This is a genomic window from Bacillus sp. RC251, assembly GCF_044908765.1.
GTDB lineage: Bacteria > Bacillota > Bacilli > Bacillales > Bacillaceae_G > Bacillus_A > Bacillus_A wiedmannii.
In genome coordinates this window covers 891,550-914,395 of the sequence record NZ_JBIYDP010000001.1, presented here as the reverse complement: position 1 = coordinate 914,395, position 22,846 = coordinate 891,550, and the positions used below count along the sequence as shown (strand labels likewise).

General features: G+C 31.9%; 8 protein-coding genes and 1 pseudogene. 2 read left to right on the top strand and 7 right to left on the bottom strand.

Annotation, left to right across the window (positions count from 1 at the left end; translation table 11 throughout):
• Nucleotides 1-323 precede the first annotated feature (323 nt).
• The 3 genes from ABH961_RS04670 to ABH961_RS04660 form a co-directional block, all read right to left on the bottom strand.
• Nucleotides 324-743: a VOC family protein gene (locus tag ABH961_RS04670; protein ID WP_000750864.1), complete on the bottom strand. Its 420-nt coding sequence runs from the start codon at nucleotides 741-743 to the stop codon at nucleotides 324-326.
• Between the two features lie 83 nt (nucleotides 744-826).
• Nucleotides 827-2,182: a branched-chain amino acid transport system II carrier protein gene (gene brnQ, locus ABH961_RS04665; protein WP_141520033.1), complete on the bottom strand. Its 1,356-nt coding sequence runs from the start codon at nucleotides 2,180-2,182 to the stop codon at nucleotides 827-829.
• A 238-nt stretch (nucleotides 2,183-2,420) separates the two neighbouring features.
• Nucleotides 2,421-3,113: an FMN-dependent NADH-azoreductase gene (locus ABH961_RS04660; RefSeq protein ID WP_098642840.1), complete on the bottom strand. Its 693-nt coding sequence runs from the start codon at nucleotides 3,111-3,113 to the stop codon at nucleotides 2,421-2,423.
• 294 nt (nucleotides 3,114-3,407) lie between these two features.
• Between ABH961_RS04660 and ABH961_RS04655 the strand changes: the two genes are divergently transcribed.
• On the top strand, nucleotides 3,408-4,373 hold the full coding sequence (locus tag ABH961_RS04655; RefSeq protein ID WP_098079411.1) for an arsenic resistance protein: 966 nt from the start codon (nucleotides 3,408-3,410) through the stop codon (nucleotides 4,371-4,373).
• 127 nt (nucleotides 4,374-4,500) lie between these two features.
• Here the strand turns inward: ABH961_RS04655 and ABH961_RS04650 are convergent, their stop codons facing one another.
• The gene (locus ABH961_RS04650; RefSeq protein WP_098642841.1) at nucleotides 4,501-5,748 is read right to left on the bottom strand and encodes a DUF4153 domain-containing protein; all 1,248 of its coding nucleotides are present in this window, start codon (nucleotides 5,746-5,748) and stop codon (nucleotides 4,501-4,503) included.
• 384 nt (nucleotides 5,749-6,132) lie between these two features.
• A pseudogene (locus tag ABH961_RS04645) lies at nucleotides 6,133-6,351 on the bottom strand (IS5/IS1182 family transposase); the annotation flags it as partial.
• Between the two features lie 39 nt (nucleotides 6,352-6,390).
• On the opposite strand from ABH961_RS04645, the gene ABH961_RS04640 reads away from it, so the two are divergent.
• A complete protein-coding gene (locus tag ABH961_RS04640; protein WP_098079406.1) occupies nucleotides 6,391-7,719 on the top strand; it encodes an erythromycin esterase family protein in 1,329 nt (442 codons plus the stop codon).
• A gap of 587 nt (nucleotides 7,720-8,306) precedes the next feature.
• Here ABH961_RS04640 and ABH961_RS04635 read toward each other — a convergent pair.
• Complete coding sequence (locus ABH961_RS04635) at nucleotides 8,307-9,020, bottom strand: 4'-phosphopantetheinyl transferase family protein (RefSeq protein WP_098079403.1); 714 nt, start codon at nucleotides 9,018-9,020, stop codon at nucleotides 8,307-8,309.
• 244 nt (nucleotides 9,021-9,264) lie between these two features.
• Nucleotides 9,265-22,842, bottom strand: coding sequence for an amino acid adenylation domain-containing protein (locus tag ABH961_RS04630; protein ID WP_404518953.1), 13,578 nt, complete (start codon nucleotides 22,840-22,842; stop codon nucleotides 9,265-9,267).
• Nucleotides 22,843-22,846: the final 4 nt, after the last annotated feature.

The window sequence follows — 22,846 nt, the reverse complement described above, 5'->3', positions numbered from 1 at the left end:
TTCTTCCTCATCACTATCTTTTCATTCCTTAAACTTCCCAAGTTTCATTCTTCGACGAAATATTAACCTGATTAAATATAAATTTCTATACAGTGTAACTTTTTATTTCTCTCTCACCTCTTAACTTCCAATACAATAGTAACTACCTTCATAGATACAACTTACATTTTTAAAGTCGATTGTTATTATATCATAAAATATATTTATGTAAGTTCCTAAAGAAGAAAAGTTATCGTGAATCATTTGTGAAAAAAGTGTGAAATACATAAATGAAAAAGGTATTACGTTATTACGCAATACCCTTCTTCCATCATAAAATTTCTTTACTTCTCTTCTGGATAATCACAATACTCAATGATTGTTCCCTCTGTATCCGCTGGGTTAAGATATATTAATCTTCTACCGTGCTTATTAATTCGAAGTGTATGCTCTAACGTTCGAATACCTTGTTCTTTTAACTCTTCTAAAGCTACATCTAAATCATCGACACGGTACGCAACGTGATGAACACCTTTACCTTTTTGCTTTATAAATCGGGCAATTGGAGATGTCGTATTATTCGTAGGCGCAAGTAATTCAATTCTATCTCCATCCACTTCAAGAATGGCTACTTCGCTTTCCACACCAGGAGCTTCACTTACGTAACGATCTATTAAAGTTCCTAACAACACCTTTTCATAAAAATGTATCGTACTTTCTATATCTCGAACTGCGATGCCGATATGATCAATTGTTTTTTTCATTTTATTTCCCCTACTACTTTATTTTCTTTCATTATTAATAGTAACAAAAAAAGTTATAGAAACAAGTTCTATAACTTTTTTATTTAACCTATTTTCTTATTCGCACTAGCTGGTTGAACTTGATTTTTTGCTTTTAAAACGCTAATGCCATATCCGATAAATCCACCGATAATTGCTGGGAAGATCCATCCTAATCCTACTTCTTGCATCGGAAGGAATTTAGTGAACACTCGGCTTACTACTTCAATGTTAACTCCAGCTGCACTTAATCCATCGAATAAGCTGATGATAAATGTTACGATTAAGCTCACTTGATAAACTTCAGCTCTTCCTTTGAATAATGAATGGAAGAATGTTAAGAAAATCAATACGATTGCTAGTGGATAAATTGCTGTTAGTACTGGAACAGAAACTGCGATTAATTGTGTTAATCCTACGTTTGCAACAATTGCACTAAATACACATAGCGTGATGGCAATCGCTTTGTAAGGAACATTTGGGAATAACTTATGGAAGAATGATGAACATGCTGATACAAGTCCCACACTAGTTGTTAAACACGCTACTGTAATCATTAACCCTAATAATACTCCACCATATGATCCGAAATAGTAGTTAGAAACTTTCGCTAATACTTCTCCACCGTTCTCTAAATGTCCAAGCTTTGCAACACTTGAAGCACCCATATAAGAAAGAGCTGTATAGATAATTGCTAAAATAGATGCTGCAATGATTGTCGCTTTTGCACAAACGATCATAATCTGTGTTTTCGTTTTTGCACCTTTTTCTTTAATTGCATTAATGATGATGATTCCGAATACGAATGATGCAAGCGTGTCCATCGTTAAGTATCCTTCTTGGAACCCTTTAAAGAATGCGTGTGATGTATAAGCTTCAACTGGTGCTTGCATTTCTCCAATCGGGTGAATAAAAGCAACGATTACTAAAATACCGATGAATGTTAATTTAATTGGCGTTAAGATTTTTCCAACAATATCGACAATTTTCGCGGGATTTAGCGAAAAAAAACAAGTGATGCTAAAGAATACAATTGTGAAAAGAATTAAAGGTGTAGAACCTAATCCCTCTGGCATAAACGGCTTAAGACCAATTTCATAAGATACATTTCCTGTTCTCGGTATTGCAAATAACGGACCGATCGCTAAGTATAAAACTGTTGTAAACACAATCCCGAACACTGGGTGAGCACGACTTGCTAATGACTGTAAATCATCTTTACCTGAAAAACCAAATGCTAGTACACCTAGTAATGGTAATCCAACACCAGTTACTAAAAATCCAGCGTTAGCAATCCACACATTCTCTCCTGCCGATTGACCAAGCATTGCCGGGAATATTAAATTTCCTGCTCCAAAAAATAGTGCAAATAACATTAATCCAATAACTACTATGAACGAAAACGGTACTTTATTCGCCATAATATAACCCCCATTCAAATTTCCTTATCTCATTTTCCATTTTTAACTAATTGAATTTTCTGAATATTTAATTCAAGTATCAACTATTCTTGAACTCATTATAGTTTGATATATAATATTTTGCAATACTATTTTCAAACTTTTCATTCATTTTATAAATATACATTTTTTAACATGGAAAACAGACTAAAAAACCAACATGGTCATCCATGTTGGTTTTTCCATTTACTATCATAAATTAAAATTTTGCAGCTACTTTTTTAACGTTTTCTAATCCTTCTTCAACAATTTGTTGTGAACGATCCGGATATTGATTGTGTCCTTCAATTACAACTGTCTCTGGATTTGTAATTCCCCAGAATCCAAGTACAGTTGTTACGTAATTAACTGCCATTTCCATAGAAGCCATTTGCTCTGAAGAGTAATCTGAACCACGAGCACCTAATACAACTACTTTCTTACCACCAGCTAAACCTTCTGGACCATTCGCTGTATATTTAAACGTTTTTCCAGCTTGAGATAAGTATGAAATATATGTGATTAATGGTGCTGGTACTGTGAAGTTCCATAGCGGGAACGCAAATACAACTTTATCAGCTTCTAAAAACTGATTTAAATATTGATCTACTGTTGCTACAGCCTTCTCTTCTTCTGCTGTTAATTCCATTCCTTGACTACGTTTATATCCACCTGAAATAGCGACATTTCCATAATACGGAAGATCTAATGCAAATAAATCTAACTCTGCAATTTCTGTATCTGGGTTCGCTTCTTTATAAGCACTTACAAATGTTTCATACATTCTTGAACTAACTGCTTGCTCCGCTGGACGATCGTTTGCTTTTACAAATAATACTTTTGACATTGTTTTATTCCCCTCTACTTTTGTATTTTCTTCTTTTTTACCAAATAACGAGCTAAATAATCCCATTTTCTTCACCTAGACTTTCTTATCATATTCATTATTCATCATCATAAAAATTCTTATTCTAATAAAAAGTTCCAATAGATACCTTTAGTAAAAACACATAAAACTTTTTGTTATTTAATTACCTTATGTAAGTGATTGTAATGCACCTACTTACTTTAGTCAAGTAACTTTAGATAAAAAATAATATCTCAAATTAAAAACAATATCCCCAATACAATTAAAACACCCATTATAACTTTATTATTTGTATAATGGATGTAGAGAGGGCAATTCATATTTAGAAAGGATTTACTCATGAGCACTATAGAAAAGATTCAAACTTTTATTATTCTTTTTGCTGTTACATGCGGCATCGTACTCGGACAATTTAATTTGATACATATGTACTCAGAGCACTTTATTGTCCCCTTCTTATTTTTCATGCTGTATGGATTATTCCTCAGCATCCCATTGAAAGAAATAAAAAATGGATTCCGCAATTTAAAATTCGCTGGAACGAGCCTTACTATTAATTTTTTATGGACACCATTACTCGCTTGGGGATTAGGTGCACTATTTCTTTCAGATCACCCAGCACTTTGGGTTGGATTTATTATGTTAATGGTTACTCCATGTACAGATTGGTACTTAATCTTTACTGAAATAGCGAAAGGAAATGTAGCACTTTCTACTGCAATTTTGCCTGTAAATTTAATTTTGCAAGTACTACTCCTTCCCATTTATTTATTTTTATTTGCTGGTGTCATGAAGACTGTAGCGGTTTCTGTTTTAGTAGAAAGTATTGTTATCGTAATCGTCTTACCATTTGTACTTGCACACGCTACAAAATTCATTATGAATAAAATGAAAAAAACTGAAACACTCGAGAATAAACTCATTCCGTTTTTCAGCTCTGCTCAAATTGTATTTTTAAGTTTAGCTATCGTAGCGATGTTTGCATCACAAGGAAAATATTTACTACAAAATATGAATGTCGTTTTATTACTACTCATTCCTGTTCTATTGTTCTTCATCATTAATTTTGTACTGGGACAATTTATCGGACGCATAATGCGTTTACCTTATAAAGATACAGTAAGTTTAAACTTAACAACATTAGCAAGAAACTCACCTGTTGCACTCGCTATTGCTGTAACAGCTTTTCCGGACGAGCCTCTTATTGCACTTGCACTCGTTATTGGACCGTTGATTGAACTACCAGTACTTGCTTGTGTTTCACAGGTGTTGTTGCTTATTAAGAGAAAACAGCGATATACATAATAAAAAAACGTCCTACTTTAGGACGTTTTTTTATTGTCGAGAAATTATAGAAGTAACGATAATTATCAGCTCTAAGGATTTTATACGTTATAGAAAATTAGCTTGTCGTTACATTAACAAAGCCTTTCTAATTAAACATTATAGGAAAAATAAATATTACGAAAGCTGCCCAAAGTCCGTAGATTGGTAAATACTTCGTAACGGCATCTTGGATAGCTGTCGGCCCTGATTTGTTTTGCAAGAAACGCATATAGGAGAACATAATCCAAATGAGATTTGCCCAGATCAGTATGTTTACACCTAAAACAGCAAGTCTATTAGGTGTAATCCCGTAAGAAGAAAGTCTGAATACAATGGCTGACAATGCGACAGTGTCAATAATAAGTGCCAGAACAATTAAGGCAAAATTTATATAATCTGAAATGCTCTTTTTCTCGTCTGAATCACTCTCAACGATAGAAAATATAGTAACAGCCAATACACCAAGGAGTATTCCGTTAAAGGCCATTAGGAAATTACGATCCAAGAATGGATTTTTCCCGACCAAAATTACCGTTATAAGATAAATAAACAATGTGATCAAGACAAGCGGACTAAAAATTTTAGATATGTATGGTGTAATATTTTTAGCAAGTTTAAGATTCAATGATACTAAGTATGCAGCCACTACAGCGAGAGCGGCAGCTCCAAATAAAACAACATTACTAAAATAGAACTCTCCTATATCCAAGTCAACAAAGCTAAATAATCGCATGGTGAATAATGCTAGTATCATTCCGCTCACTGCCATGCTTGCGTAGAGAAGACCGTATTCTAAATTAAATTTAATATACGCTAATCTTGTACTACCTTTTGAATATTCATTTCCCGTAAACGCAAGTCCCAATAAGACCCATAGCAATATAGGAAGATGTAAATACGCAAGGATACTGCTGTCTTTATAATTTAATGGCAACATATTAAGGTACAACCCGGCAATTAGGAACAACGCTGCAAGGAAATAAATAATACTTTTTTTCGGGGTATTATTGTAAATAAAATAAGCAGCAATAAAGGGAATTACACCAAAAGCCAAGTTAATTGGAGCAATTGCTTCCTGCTCGACAAAGTGGAAAATGATTCTAGTGCTTAGCCCAGCTAGAATAGCTAACATGCCCATGAATAAGAAACCTTTTTGAAACAGCGATATTTTTTCTTTATTTGCCGTCTCCTTGAAATGCAATCTTTCGTACCAAGCAGCTAGTAGCTGAGAATCAGGTTTTTCATCCCATGCTTGTGAGAATGACTTTTTAAAAACTTTCGGGTCTTTTCTATACATTCTCTCCAACTCATGAGGGTTATCCATATTTTCAATAATCAAATTGTTAATGTCCATATTTATACCTCCTCTAATTAAAAAACAACATTTTTATCTTTTTCATAAAAAGCACCACACTTATTTATTCTGATTTCGATTTTATTATAAAACTTATCGTTTTACAATAATTTTTTATTATTTTAGGCGATATTTTTATTGTGCATTTTTACAAACACCAGTGTAAGTAATTTTGTTTTTTATTGACATGAGTAAATTAATAATTTCTTAAGAATCTATTAAGAAATAAGTGAGTTTTAGGAAATAGAATAGATTTGTGAGAAGAGAATTGATGATTCAAACAGATGCTCTTAGAACATGTCAAAAAACTAATAAAAGAATCAATTTAATAATTGTTTCTTTTCCTCAGTTGAAATGGCAGAATTTTAGAAGTATGTTTTTGAAAGTGGGAGCGAAGTGTCCCTCAAACCGAAGAAACTCTCCTTCGTTTCGCTTGTTATAGGCAATGATTTCTTTAGCTTTCACACGATAAAGTTATGTATAAATTGCTTCATAATCGTAGCCCGCATCCAATGTACCATATTGAATCGTCAATGACGAAAGCCACTCTTGAAAGCCCTTTAATAAAGGAATCGCGGCTTTTCCATCGTTTAAACTTGAGGATTATGAAATTGATTCAAATAAATATTTTAGGAGGTTTTTATGAAAAAAATGACTACTACAATTCCTACGTCTACTATATTATCGACTAATTTTACAGAAAATACTTATGTAGCTTCAGACACAGAAGTTTCCTTTACAAGTCCCTACAATATTAATCCAATAGCCAAATGGTTAGAAGAGCATGCAAAGCCTTTAAAAACAACTAATCCAACTGCATCTCTTAATGATTTAAAACCACTGAAGGATATGGTAGGATCAGCTTCAATCGTGGGTTTAGGTGAAACTACGCATGGGGCTCATGAAGTTTTTACAATGAAACATCGCATTGTTCATTATTTAGTATCTGAAAAAGGCTTTACCAACTTAGTTTTAGAAGAGGGGTGGGACAGAGCTTTAAAACTTGATCGTTATGTTCTTACTGGTAAAGGGAACCCAAACCAACATCTATCACCTGAATTTAACACGAAAGAGATAATAAATCTTATTAATTGGATAAAAGAATATAACGCTGATCCAAAACATAAATCCAAAGTGCGTGTCATTGGGATGGATATACAATCAGTAAGCAAAAATATTTATAATAATATAACAGAATATGTACGCAGAAACAATCCAAAGCTTTTGCCTAGTTTAGAAGAGAAGATAAAAGACCTTATTCCTGTAACAAAGGATATTAATATCTTTAGCGGCCTTACGAAAGAAAATAAAGAAAAATATATTTCAGATGCTAAACAAATCAATGCTTTATTAGAACAAAATAAAAATACTCTAAATGGAAATTCCAAAGAGTTTGCATGGATAAAACAAACTGCCCGTATTATCGAGCAGTTTACTACAATGGCAGCATCATTTCCTGATAACCCATCGGATTTTTTTTTGAAACATGATATTGCAATGTATGAAAATGTGAAGTGGACAGAAGAACACCTAGGAAAAACAATTGTATGGGCACATAATGGACACGTTTCGAAAACAAATATGATACCTTTTATATACCCTAAAGTAGCAGGGCAACATTTAGCAGAACATTATAGAAAACGGTATGTATCTATTGGAACCTCTGTTTCTGAAGGCCGATATAATGTTTATAATAGTAACCGTGAATTTGGTCCATATGGAATATTAAAATCAGATGATCCAAACAGCTATAACTATACCTTTGGACAAGTAAAAAATGACCAATTTTTACTTGATTTACGTAAAGCAAACGGAATAACAAATACTTGGTTAAACGAAAAACATCCAATTTTTTCCGGAATAACTACCGAAGGCCCTGACATACCGAAAACTGTTGATATATCATTAGGTAAATCGTTTGACATACTTGTTCAAATTCAAAAAGTGAGTCCATCTCAACTAAATCATTAAATCTTTAATAATGTGGCTCACAAGGTATAGTATCGATGGTAGTGTGAGTGACAATCAAGTCATTTAAAACATACTAGCGTTGTTTAAAAATGTCAGTCACGTTATTTCATTAAGGGGTCACTTAATGGAATAACGGTTACAAAGCTAATCAAACATTTTTATAAAAAATGATTCAGTTGAATATATTAAAAGTGTGTTTTAATCAATCTTTTTTCAAAACACACTTTTCTATTTGCTCTTTTATCATCGTTTATAGAGTTAGTTTAATTAAACTTTATTTCAGGGCTACATCAAAAAAGCACCCCCTTCTAGCAAGGCGACTGAAAAAGTGAAAGCTTTGAAAAAATATCATATATCTTTTCAATATATCTAAAAAGAAAAAGAGGTAACCGCCTGTATATAGTAGATGGTTACCTTCTTTTTCTTATGAAGTGGACTTTTTCAGTGCCCTCCTTCTAACTAAGGAGTTTTTTATCCGCAAAGGTTCATTTTTTCGAATAATCGAATCTTTTATGTTAATAGGAAATTGTATTGTACAAGAAAATACATTTTTTTCAGGAATATAAATATTAATATCTTATATCCCCTTATCTATCATTCATAGAGGAAAAATAATCTGATAATCCTATTTCATTTTTTAAATCTAAATATATTAACTCTAATTGTTCCATAGCAGAATTTCCACATACACTTATATAATATTCTTCATTTATTTTTGATGATGTAACAAATGCCTCTTTTGATTCTTTTTCATACAACGTTTTAACAAAATTCTCATTTTCAGATATCGGTACACTAAATGATTCTAACGGAATTACCATACCTAACCCCTTATATTTTATATAACTCTCTTTCGCTGTCCAAATCCTAAAAAACTCCATCTCAAGAACCTTTGAATCCAATTTTGTTAAATATTCTTTTTCTTCCTTACTAAAATAGCTAGCAATATTTAAGAAATCCAAAGATTCTATTTTTTCAACATCTACACCTATTTCAGATTCTGCAATACCTATAAATACCCATTCTCCTGAATGAGAAATGTTAAAACAATACCCAACATGATTTACTATTTTTTTCTTACCAAATTCATCTTCCTCTAATTTTATATCTTCTATATTGGCATTTACTTTTTTTGCGATAAAATATTTCACAAGGAAATTTCCTAATATTGTCCTCTGTCTATCCTCATACTTTCTCATTTCATCCACTTTTACCTTTATAAAATCATCCATAACAGAATATAACCTTTGGTAATTTGCTTTGTTCATATTTAATATATTTGCTAAATAAAGTTCTAACATGTTTTATAAACCTTTCATTAATTATATTCTTACTCAAAAGTTTTACGTATATATCATTCTTCAAAAATTAAGATCATACCATCTCCTCAAAGTGCAAAGAGAATAGTATGACCTTAAATTCATGTTACTAACCATGATAGATGATAAAATACATTCTACTATGTTTTAAAAATAATAGAATCCCTCTACTTCAATTTAATAAACTCAGCAATCATCTATTTAGCGGTCTCATATTATCATTTTTTTAATGTTTAATTACTACTTTTTCAAATTGCTCACTTTCAACTTTCTTATTTAGTAAGTCTTCCAATTGATTTAATTCATTTTGAATGACTTCTTCTATATCTCCTGAACAACCACTAAAAATTGGATACGACAAGATTAAATAATTAGAATAGCTATTTACAAAAACTTCTGTACTCTTATTATAATCATCATTTTTTAGTATCTCTTGCATCTCCTCATACTCAATACTAAACCCACCTTGATAATTGATTGAAAGAACTGATGCCATCATATTTCTCATCTCGACTGTGCTGTAGTTTAATAGTTCAACTAAACTATAATGGTTTTCTTTTTTTACATTTTGAATTTCATTAACCTTTTGTTGCCAGTCTAGCAACTCATTCTCTTTAGATCCCTCAATTAGCAATGGTAACCAATCTAAAAACTCTCCAAGTGTATTACTATAATCATTTGTCATATATCTTCTATCTTCTTGTAAAATAAGTATTGGTAAAGGTTCAGTATGGATATTTGTTAATTTATTTTCTCTAGCAAGTATGTTCAAAATATACGCGAATAGTGACCAAGGTTTGTCGTTATAAAGCTTTTCTGTAGCCGAACCCATTTTAAATAATGAAACAACTGACTTTTCTAACACATTATTTATATTACGCTTTACATACTCATCCGTTTTCTCTTTAAATTTTTCTAAGTTCGATAAGTTATGGGTTTCCGCATATATTTTACTAGTTGTTACTTCATTTACATATTGTTTATACGTTTCATTTGTTTTTACATATTTTGCTTTTAAATTCAAAATGTCTATAATTTTCTCTTTAAAAATCTGATTACTTGCCTTATCCCAAATACTATGATGAATAATCACATAAATGCAATATTCTCTTTCGGTCTTTTGTGTAATTACAATATTGCTTAACATATTATTTTCAGTTAATATACTTGTACTCATTTTTCTCCGCATTCCATGAATTAAATCATATACTGCAGTAATATAAGTAGAAGTAGCATATCTTAGATCAAAGTAATTTGGCTTCCAAAACGTATTGTAACCATGTTCACAAATAGTATATCTATCCGCTATTTTTTGATAAGTACTTCTTAAAATAGATTGTTCTTGAACAACTTTTTCTATAGCGGCTATAACGCTGTCTTTATCATAATCCCCTTCTATTATAATCTTTTCCTCTATCATAGTATTCGGTGTTGATAAAAACAATTCTTGCATGATTGAAGGTGTATATCCCTCTATAACTTCACCCATTTCACCATCTTTAGTAATTTTCGGTAACGATATATTATTTGTATTCTCTAACTCACTGCACAAGCTTATAAATTGTTCCTCCTCCATATTCCCTGAAACTAATGGATACTTATTCATATCAACGATATAATCTGGAACCTGTAAAAATGATAATTTATTAATTATTTCTCCCTTAATCTCGCCTCTCTTTTCACTACTTAAATCTGTCACAAACAGAACTGAGTGCTCTTTTTTCTCAACAGTTATAGATTTCAATATACTGTCTAATCCAAATTCTTCCCATATTACTTGAGTGATAGCTTCATCTCTGTTTAAATGACTTCTAGTATTTTCTATATACTTTTCATTCTTTCTCTTTTCAATACAGTGCTCAATAATAACTAACAATTGTTTTTTAAATTCATCATTCAATGCTTGCATAAATTTTTCACTATAATTTGAGCCATTATAAATTATAACCATTCGAAGTTTTTTATTAGTTACAGCTCCATTTATAGAAAGACCAGTACTAAATTCATTCTCTATTGCAATCTCTTCACCACGTGGTATATCACTCATATTAAAATAATCTGATCCACTTTCTTGATCTAATTCTCCTAAGTAATTAAAGGTAATATCAGGCTTAACATTTTCCAAAACATTTTCTCCCAATGCCTTTAACACTCCATATCCTAGACCTTTGTTTGGAATTGAGCTTAATGCCTCTTTTGTTTTTTGTATATCATTTGTAATAGAATCTCCTATCCCTGTTACAGCTACTGGATATACACTTGTAAACCAACCAACCGTTCGATCAATCACTATATCTTGATCTAGCATTTCTCTTCCATGTCCTTCAAGATTCAATGCCACAGTTTCTTTACCATCCAATTTATTTACAGCCCTACATACCGCTGTTAAAAGTAAATCATTAATTTCAGTATTGTAGACTCTCCCTGCTTGGTACAGTAAATAACTTGTCTCGGATTCTGATAAATGCATCACTAATTCTCTAGGTAAATATTTCTCTCCTAATTGATTTGTAGGTAACTTACTTTCCTTAACTAACCTCTCGACTTTTTGCCAATATGGTATCTCTTTTTTTAGCGATTCACTTTCTCTATATTTATTTAAAGCCTCACTCCAAAGTTTGAACGACATAGTTTTTCTAGGAAGAATTACCTCATTTCCTTGTTTAGAAAGAGTATACCCTTTATTCAAGTCTTCAATAATAATTCTCCATGATACTCCGTCTACTACCAAATGATGCATAGAAATTAGCAAGTAATCTTTTTCTTTTGTTCGGAATAATACAACTTTAACTAAAGGTCCTTCAGAAATTTCAAAGCTGGCCTGTATACTATTAGAACTATTATTAATTTTCTCATATAACTCCTCTTTATTTTGAATATGAGAATAATCATAGGAGTGATAATCATACAATGCACTTTCTTTTATCGACTGAACAACCTGTTCTCCACTTCTAAATACAGTCCTTAATGTATCATGATGCTCTACAATAGCAGTAATTGCTTTATTAAGATGTTCTTCATTCACTCTTTCACTGCTTTCCAACATAAATGATTGGTTAAAATGATTTGGCTTTTCTAATTGACTATTAAAGAAATCAATTTGGATTGGCGTTAATGCTACAACTCCCGTTACTTCACTTTGATCAATTATTATGTTTCTCGCTTTACTTATACCTAGACATATTTTACGAATAGTTTTATTTTGCAAAATATTTCGAACATCCGTTCCGTACCCGTTCTCACGTAGCTTTGAAACAATTCTAATCGCCTTAATTGAGTCTCCTCCTAATTCAAAGAAACTATCATCGATTCCTATACGTTCAATACCAATAATTTCCTCAAACACTCTTGCTACACATAATTCCATTTCATCTCTTGGACCAACATAATGATTCGAATTATCAAAATCAGGAATAGGCAATTCCTTTTTATTCACTTTCCTATTTTGTGTCATCGGTAAAGCGCTTAGTTGCATAATATATGTTGGAACCATATATTGTGGAAGAGTTTTTCCTAATTGATTCTTAATTTCTTCGGTTATGATTTTTTGTTTACTAACTACATAACCACATAAATATTTGTCATTATTCTTTTCTATTAAAGTAACAGCTACATCTTGAATATAAGGTATCTCTCTAAGTTTACTTTCAATTTCACCAAGTTCAATTCTAAACCCTCTAATTTTAACTTGTTCATCAATTCTTCCTAAATATTCTATATTCCCATCTTCAAGCCAGCGTGCCAAATCCCCTGTACGATAGATTTTTTCTTCAGGAACCAGTGGATTTACAACAAATTTTTCAGCTGTTAATTCCGCTTTATTTAAATATCCCCTTGCTACACCGGCACCCCCGACACATAATTCTCCTGGAATACCAATTCCACATAAATTATGTCCATTTAAGATATGAACTGTTGTGTTAGATATCGGCTTCCCAATTGGAGTTTTTTCTAATAACTCTTCTGAATAAATAGGATAATGTGTTGTAAATGTCGTATTTTCAGTCGGCCCATACACATTTGAAAGTTTTAATTTTTTATTGCTCTTAACTAATTTTTTAACATGTTCTTCTGATGTAGTTTCTCCACCAAAGAGCAACTGATCTAACGAATCAAAAATTGTACAATCTGTAATAACTAATTGATTAAATAAAGCAGTTGTAATAAACATCGTGTTAATTTGATGTTTAGCTAACATTTGTTTTAATGCTTCTACATCCATTAATACATCTTGTTCAACAAGGTATAATCTTCCACCGTTTAATAAAGAACCCCAAATTTCAAATGTGGATGCATCAAAAGCTAATGATCCCGTTTGTAGAATCCCCACATCATGGAAATTAACATAATTTGTATTTTTAACCAACCGAATTACATTTCTATGTTCTACCATAACTCCTTTAGGTTCACCTGTAGTCCCAGAAGTATAGATCAAATATGCTAAGTCAGTTGTTTGATTCATGACTGTAGGATTTTCGCAAGACATATCATAAATATTTTCTTGTTTTAAATTAAGTACAGTTAAAGAACCATCAAGCAGCTCTGGTAAATTCTCAACTTCCGTAAGAAGCACTTTTGCACGACTATCTCTAAGCATATAACGAGTTCTATCTATAGGTTGTTTCGGATCAATTGGTAAATAAGCTCCACCTGCTTTTAATATTGCTAAAATCCCTATTATAGTTTCAATTTTACGTGTAGCCCATATCCCTACAAAATCATTTGGTTGTACTTGTAACTTTTGAAGCTGGTGTGCTAATTGATTTGATCTTTTATTCAAATAACCAAACGTATATTCAAGACCATTAGAAATAACTGCTACTTTTTCAGGTGTCTTTTCAACCTGTTTTTCAAAGAGCTCAACAATTGTACTCTCACCAGGAAATTCAGTTGTCGTTATATTAAATTCTTCAAGTACTTTTTTACACTCAGAATAACCCATTAATGGAATATCATAAATATTTCTTTTTGGATTTTCCACTGCATTTTTTAATAACTCGGAATAGTGTAATCCCATTCGTTCTATTGTTGATTGTTTAAATAAGTCTGTACAATATTCCCATAACAGCTCATAGCCACTTTCAATTTCTGTCATACTAACTGTCAAGTCAAATTTAGATATTTCACTTTCTGATTCAATTTGCTCTAATTTAGTATTTCCTAATTTCAAATGACTTTCCTCATTATTTTGCAATGCAAACATAACATCAAATAAAGGATTTCTTGAAATATCTCTCTCTAAATCTAAATTCTCAATTAATTCTTCAAATGGATATTCCTGATTATCATACGCTTTCAAACATTTCTCTTTTAACTGCTCTATTAATTGTAGATAAGTAAGATTTGGCTGCATATCTCCTTTAATCGCTAATGTATTGACAAACATTCCAAGCATATTTTGTGTTTCAGGGTGGGTTCTTCCAGCGATAGGTGTTCCAACAATAATCTCTTCTGTTCTAGCATATCGACTAAGCAATAACATAAATGTTGATAATAAAACCATATATTCTGTAGCCCCAGTTTCCTTACTTATCAACTTTACTGCTTCTCTTGTACTACTATTCAATTTCGTTTTAATAGAGTTACCTTTAAAACTTTGTTTTTGTGGCCTTGGATAGTCTGTTTGTAAATTTAGCAATGGCAATTCACCAGAAAATTCATCTAGCCAATATTTCTTTTGCTCTTTCATAACATTAGAATTTTGCCATACACTATAGTCTTTGTACTGTACTTTTAATTCCGGCAAATCCTCGCCATTATATATTTTCGAAAATTCTTCAAACCACACACCAATTGAACCACCATCACAAATAATATGATGAATATCTAACATTAATATCGATTCATTTTCTGAAATTCCTACTACTTGCACTCTCATCAATGGAGCTTTATTTAAATCGAACGGTCGCACAAAATCCTTATAGATCTTATCAATATTTAACTTATTCCCTTTTCTGTATCCAACAGAAAGTTCAACATTGTCTTCAATTATTTGGACTGGTTGTCCATTCTTCATAGTAAAATGTGTTCTTAATACTTCTTGGCGCTTAATCAGAGCATTGACCGTTTGCTGCAACTTCTCCAAATCAAGACTACCTTGTACTCTCATCATTCCCGGCATATTGTATGTGGTATTCTCACCTTGGATTTGATCAATAGCATATAATCTTTTTTGAGCTGAGCTCATTTCATAACTTGGTTTTTTAGGCTGTTTTTCAATAGGCTTATTCTTTTCTAAATCGGTAGATTGCTGTAATTTCTGAGAAATTCTACGCACGGTCTTCTCTTCCATCACATCTCTCAATGGAATTCTAGTCCCTAATTTTTGCTCTATTTTGTTTACTAATCTAGTTGCTCTTAATGAATGTCCTCCTAATCTAAAGAAACTATCATCAATGCCAACCTGTTCAATTCCTAAAATTTCTTGAAATGCTTCTGCAATAACTAACTCAATTTTGTTTCTAGGTGAAATGTATTGCTCTGTCCCTTTATGTTCTGGCATTGGTAAAGCTCTTCTATCTAACTTTCCATTCCTAGTTATAGGTAATTTTTCAAGTTGAACAATATATGTCGGAATCATATATTCTGGTAGACTACCTTTTAAATAATTCAATATATCTCTGGATTCTATTCCATCATCGTAGCAAACATACGCACATAAATACTTTTCATGTTTCTCTTCATTTACAATTACCGACACATCACGAATACCTTCTATTTTTCTTATAGTATTCTCTATTTCACCAAGTTCAATTCGGAAACCTCTAATTTTAACCTGTTCATCTATTCTTCCCAGATATTCCAAATTACCATCTTCTAACCATCTTACCAAATCACCGGTTTTATATATAATTTCACTTGAATTATATGGATTATTAATAAATTTTTCTTTCATCAACTCTGGTCTGTTTAAATATCCTTTTGATAATCCATCTCCACCAACACATAGTTCTCCAGGCATTCCAATGCCACATATTTTATTATTGTCTAAAACATAAACCTGCGTATTAGATATCGGCTTTCCAATTGGAATGTTGCCTCCATCAAAATCATTACTTATTGGATAACAAGCTGTAAATGTTGTATTTTCAGTTGGGCCATAACCATTGCATAATTTAATTTTCTTATTTCGAGCAATCAATTGTCGAACATGTTCTGCTGATGCCGCTTCTCCACCAAATAGAACTTGGTCTAACGAATCGAAAATCTTATAATTAGAACTAATTAAATGATTAAATAGAGTAGTTGTAAACCACATCGTATTTATTGCAAATTCAGATATCATTTGTTGCAGTAGCTTAGGATTCATTACTACTTCATCATCAACTAAATAGAGACTACCTCCATTTAACAAAGCTCCCCAAATTTCAAACGTAGATGCGTCAAAAGCAAGGGATCCCGTCTGTAAGATTCGAACATTTTCAAAATCTACATAATCCGCATTTCTCACTAAACGATTTATATTTCGATGTTCTACCATTACCCCTTTAGGAGTTCCTGTAGTACCAGATGTATAAATTAAATACGCTAAATCCCTAGATGTATTTACTATATTTAAATTTGACGATAATTCATCTTTAAGTGCTGCTTTCTGTAAACTAATTTTTTCTAAAGATAAATTATTAAACAATGAAGCATTTATATCAGTTGCTAAAATGAATTGTGCATCACTATCTTTAAGAATGTATTTTACTCTTTCAATTGGTTGTTTCGGATCTATCGGTAAATAAGCACCACCCGCTTTTAATATACCTAAAATTCCAATAATAGTTTCTATTTTTCTTTCAGCCATAATTGCAACAAATTGGTTTTGTTCCATTCCGAGCTTTTTGAGCTTTCTTGCCACTTGATTCGCTCGTTCATTCAAATAATGATAAGTAATTCTTTGATCTTCTGAACCAATAGCAATTTCATTAGGAATTTTTTGTACTTGCTCTTCAAATAGTTCGACAACTGTTTTATTGTCAGGATACTCTGTCTTAGTTGAATTGAATCCATTCAACACCAATATTTTTTCTTCCTCATTTAATAATTCAATGTTATTTACCTTTATCTCTGGATTCTCTATAACACTTTTCAGAATCAAAGATAATCTATTAAGAATTCTTTTTACTTCATGTATTCCAAATAACTCAGTATCAAAGATCATGCCTAAATTTAATACTTCCGTTTGATTTACACTTAAAGTCAAAGCATAATTCGTTTGCTCTCTTCCGTCTACCATCATTAAATTCAATCTCGTATTTAAATTACGCTCTTCTGAATGATAATTTTCAAACGCAATCATAGTTTGAATTAAATCATTACCTAATATGCTACAATTTTGTATCTCTGCTAATGAACTATAGTCATATTGTGAGGTTTGTAAAGCTTGTTCTTGTAAGGTTGATACTATGCTTGAAAAGCTATCGTCTCCTTGATTTTTCACTCTCACAGGTACCATATTAATAAAGAGACCTACCATTTCTTCAATTCCATTTAAATTAACGTTTCTTCCTGATACTACTTTCCCAAAAATTACATCCTGTGTGTTGTTATATCTCTGTAAAATTATTCCCCATGCAGTTTCTATTACAGTGTTAACAGTAACCCCAAGCTTATTACTTATTTTCTCTAGCTTTTGAGTTTCTTCTTTAGATAAACTTATTTCAATTCTTTGAACTTCTTCGCTAGCTTCTTCATTCTTTCTATTGCCTATCGGCTTTATACCTGCCGGTTCTTCATAATCTTCTAAAAGCCTTGTCCAATATTTAAGAGCTATTTCCTTATCTTTATTTTGTGTTAATCGGATATAATCTTCGTAACTAGATGTTTTTTGAATAGACTCTTTCAAATCACTCTTTGTTTTTTTCATGTATAACTGTTCATAAAACCAAATCAAATCATTCATTAATATGGATAGACACCATCCATCCATAATGATATGGTGAAAACTTATAATCAGTCGATAATCTTCCTCATCCAATTTAACTAGAATTACTCGAAGGAAGCTTTCTTTTTCAAAATCAAAACCTCTTCTTACATCCATTCCCCTTATTTTACCTAATTCTACTTGCCTATTTTCTATTTCTGTTAAATCAATTTGTGTAAATTCAATTTCTTTATCTTTTAATAGCACTTGTCTAGGGTCACTTACATCTTTGAAAACTATATTTGTTCGTAAAACTTCATGTTTTGCTACAAGTAACTCAAAAGATTCTTTCAAAATCTTTTCATTTATAGCGATATTGGACTGGAATACAGTCTGAACTACATAACTTGTTGAATCTTCATTGTGTAATTTATGATATAGCATTCCTTCTTGCATTTGTGTCATAGGATAAATTCTCTCTATATCATATCCTTGCTCTTGAAGCTTATTCTGCACTAAAGCAAATTCATTATCACTCCAATTCAATTCTCCAAAATCGGATGCTGTATGTTCACATTGCTCAACCATAATACAATGCTCTATAACTTCTATTAGCTCTTTTTTAAAGCTTTCTTTCATTAACTCCATATTTTCAGTATTAAATTTTGATTTATCATAACTTATTATCATGTGGAATACATTATTAGAAATTGCTCCATTAAAGGAGATTGGTGTCCCAAGATCATTATCGTCTGAAACATTCTTTCCACACGGTAAATCACTCATTACAAAATTCCCATGGCTATTTTCTTGAACAAATTCTCCAAGATAATTAAAAGTAATATCTGGTGTAACACCTTCTATGACACTTTCTCCCAACCTTTTTAATACACCATATCCCATTCCACGATTAGGTACTTTTCGCAATGTTTCTTTTGTATTCCGAATATCCTCTCGAATACTTTTACCAATATCACTTATTGCAACAGGATATACACTAGTAAACCACCCTACGGTCCTGTCAATTTCTGAAACACCCTCTATCGTTTCTCTTCCATGCCCCTCCATATTGACAGCTACTGTACTTTTTCCTGTTACGTTATTTACCGCTCTAGATAAGGCTGTTAGTAATAAATCATTAATCTCTGTATTATAAGCCTTACTAACTTTATATAACATTTTATTTGTTAATTCTTGTGTTAAAGCTAGCTCTATATGCTCCATGTTAAATTTATCTTCGTTTGATATTTTTTCTATTAAACTCTCTTTTACGTTCTCTTCAATTTGTTTCCAATAAGGAATTTCTTTCTTTAAAATATGGCTATTACGATATTCTCGCAATAAATTACTCCACTCTTTATATGACATTGTCTTTGATGGTAATGTAGGAGTACCATCTTTACTATTGTACCCTATATTTATATCCTCTATAAGAATTCTCCACGATACGCCGTCTACTACTAAATGATGGGCACAAAGAAACAAATAATCATTTTTCTCAGTTTTAATTACTGCTGCTTTTAATAACGGTCCCTTTTCTAAATCCATACTCATTTGAAGCTTATTTAATTGATCATTAATTCTTGAATATACGTCTTCCATTCCTCTGATTTCCAATAAATCAATGTATTGTAATTCATATAATTCACTATCTGTAATGGTTTTTATTTTTTGCTTTCCATCTTGAAATACTGCTCTTAACATATCATGGTGCTTAACAATTGTAGCTAGTGTATTTTCAATTTTCTTTCGATCAATTCTTTGTTTACTTTCTAGCATAATTGATTGATTAAAATGTTCAGGATGAGCTAGATTGCTATGGAAGAAATCCATTTGAATCGGTGTTAGCTCTATATCACCAACGACTTCTTGTTGATCTACCACTTTTATTTCCGCTTTATTTACTCTCGTACTAATATTACGTATAGTTCTATTTTGCATAATTGTTCGAACATTTATTTCGTATCCATATTCTCGTAATCTAGATACTATACGAATTGCCTTAATCGAATCACCACCCAATTCAAAGAAACTATCATCAATACCTACACGCTCTGTTCCTAAAATTTCTTGAAATACCTTAGCGATATCTAGCTCTATCTCATCTCTTGGAGGAACATAACTTTCGGAACTTGTAATATTAGGTTCAGGCAATCCTTTTTTATCAATTTTCCCACTTCTTGTTACTGGTAATCGTTCTAACTGCGTAATGAATGCTGGAATCATATATTCAGGCAAGTTCTCGCCTAACTTCTTCTTAATGTTAGCGACATCTATATTTTGGGTAGTTATTACATATCCACATAAATATTTATCACCATTGTTTTCTTTAATTATAACGACGGCATCACTGATTCCTTCTACATCCCTAATTCTTTCTTCAATCTCTCCCAATTCAATTCTAAACCCTCTAATTTTAACTTGTTCATCTATTCTACCTAAATATTCAATATTTCCATCTTCGTTCCAACGAGCTAAATCTCCCGTTCGATAGATTCTCTCATTTGGTCTGTAAGGATTAACTACAAATTTTTCAGCCGTCAGTTCTGCTCTGTTTAAATACCCTCTAGAAACACCTGAACCACCAATACATAATTCTCCCGGCATACCAATTCCACATATACTCTTGTTATTCAAAATATATATTTGAGTATTGGCAATTGGCTTTCCTATCGGAATGATTTCTCTATTATCTTTCCCGTTAAATCGATATGAAGTAGCTACAACCGTAGCTTCAGTTGGACCATATAAATTGTTTATATTGTCTATACTTGCCCCTGTTATTTCCTCATACTTCGCTATCAGATCACTAGTAAGTGGTTCAGCTCCTAAATATAGTCTTTCAAACTGCTTTAATTCATCCGCTTTTCCATTTTTTTCTGCGTGTTCCAACAACATTCTGAACATTGATGGTACTAACAGAGCTTGCTTTTTCTCTAAAAGAGTTAATAACTCTCTAGGTTCTTTGTTTTGTATTTCAGAAATAATTAACAGTTTTCCTCCCGATAAAGTAACAGGGAAAATTTCCCAAACAGAACCATCGAAGATATAGTTTAAATTTTGAAGAACAACCGTATCTTCTCCATACTTCCCTTCATCGATTTGCCAATTAGATAGATTCATTACATTCCTATTTTCAACCATTACACCTTTCGGTGTTCCTGTTGTACCAGAAGTATAAATGACATATGCCAAACTATCTGGTTGAGAGATATGAACTGGGTTTATCTGATCCTCTTCACAATTTGTAAGATTAACAAGTATAGTTGAAGCATCTATATGATCTACTATACTTTGATTACCTTCACCCACTAACAATACTTTTGCCTTACTATCGTTCAACATAAAATTAATTCTCTCTACCGGATATTCTGAATCAATTGGTAAATACGCCCCACCTGCTTTTAGTACACCATAAACCCCAACAATCATTTCTAGCGAACGCTTTGTTACAATTCCGACAATGGATTCTGTATGTACTCCCTTGTCTCTTAAATTTTTCCCAATGGTGTTTGCCTTTGCATTCAATTGTCTATAGGTAAGGCTCTCCCCTTCATATTCTACAGCTATTTTATCTGGAGTTTTTTCCACCTGTTCCTCAAATCTTTCAATAATCGTCTTATCGTTTTGATATTCAATATGTGTCCTATTGAATTCATAAATAACTTTTTCTTTTTCTGTATCAGTTAATAATTCAATTTCACACAGTTTCTTTTGTGGATCTTTCAAAGCATTTTTCAATAATTGGACAAATTGTTCATTCATACGAGCAATTGTTTTTTCTTTAAATAAGTCCGTACAATACTCCCATTCTACATCGTATCCGTCATTTGTTTCTATAACAGTAACAGTAATATCAAACTTTGCTACCTTACTATCAACTTTCACACCATTTACCTTATAATCTCCCATGCTCAATGAGTTCATTTCTTTGTTTTCAAAAGTAAACATAATGTCGAAAATAGGGTTTCGAGAAGGCTCCCTTTCCACGCCAAGCTGATCTACTAACTCTTCAAATGGATATTCTTGATTATCAAACGCATTTAAGCATTTTCCTCGTAATTGTGCCACCAAATCTATAAATCTTTGTGAAGATTGCAAATTCCCTTTAATCGCCAAAGTATTTACAAACATACCTAACATATTTTGGATTGCTGGATGAGTACGGCCTGAAACAGGTGTACCTAAAACAATCTCACCTTGTCTCGTATATTTACTTAGCAGCATCATAAGGTTCGCCATCAATATCATATATTCTGTTGCCCCTGTTTCTTTACTAAAGAGTTTAACAGCATTACTAGTTTTATGATCTATTTTTATGGTATTACTACTACCTTTATAACTCTGTTGCTTAGGTCTAGTAAAATCTGTAATTAGATCTAAAACCGGTACTTCTTCAGAAAACTCGTCAAGCCAATAATTTTTCTGTTCCGTCATATCTCTCGAATTTTGCCAAGCACTGTAGTCTTTATATTGCATACCCACTGGAGAAAGTTCCTCTCCATTATACAATCTACACATTTCTTCTATTAAAAGACCTGTTGAACCACCATCACAAATTATGTGATGGATATCCAACATCAAAATCGTATTTTCACCTTTTATTTCAAGTATTTTTATTCTCATTAAAGGTGCTTCACTTAAATCAAAAGGTCGAATGAATTCTTTGAAAACTCGTTGCACATGTTCTTGTATGCTTTTTTCATGCTCTAACTCTATATCAACTGTATCCTCAATAATTTGGAGAAATTTATCTTTCACATGTGCAAAATGAGTTCTTAATAACTCATGACGCACGCATAGCTGTTTTACAGCTATGCGTAAGCGTTCTTTATCAATTTCCCCCTCGACTTCTAACATGATTGGGATATTATAAGTGATATTTGATTCTTGCATTTGATCAATTACATATAAACTTTTTTGGACAGAACTCATTTTATATTTTCTATTCATTGGT

Excerpts from the sequence above, each read along its gene's own strand:
- ABH961_RS04655 (WP_098079411.1), top strand. The coding sequence starts at position 3,408 with ATGAGCACTATAGAAAAGATTCAAACTTTTATTATTCTTTTTGCTGTT.
- ABH961_RS04670 (WP_000750864.1), bottom strand. The coding sequence starts at position 743 with ATGAAAAAAACAATTGATCATATCGGCATCGCAGTTCGAGATATAGAA.
- ABH961_RS04630 (WP_404518953.1), bottom strand. The coding sequence starts at position 22,842 with ATGAATAGAAAATATAAAATGAGTTCTGTCCAAAAAAGTTTATATGTA.
- ABH961_RS04660 (WP_098642840.1), bottom strand. The coding sequence starts at position 3,113 with ATGGGATTATTTAGCTCGTTATTTGGTAAAAAAGAAGAAAATACAAAA.
- ABH961_RS04640 (WP_098079406.1), top strand. The coding sequence starts at position 6,391 with ATGAAAAAAATGACTACTACAATTCCTACGTCTACTATATTATCGACT.
- ABH961_RS04635 (WP_098079403.1), bottom strand. The coding sequence starts at position 9,020 with ATGTTAGAACTTTATTTAGCAAATATATTAAATATGAACAAAGCAAAT.
- brnQ (WP_141520033.1), bottom strand. The coding sequence starts at position 2,182 with ATGGCGAATAAAGTACCGTTTTCGTTCATAGTAGTTATTGGATTAATG.
- ABH961_RS04650 (WP_098642841.1), bottom strand. The coding sequence starts at position 5,748 with ATGGACATTAACAATTTGATTATTGAAAATATGGATAACCCTCATGAG.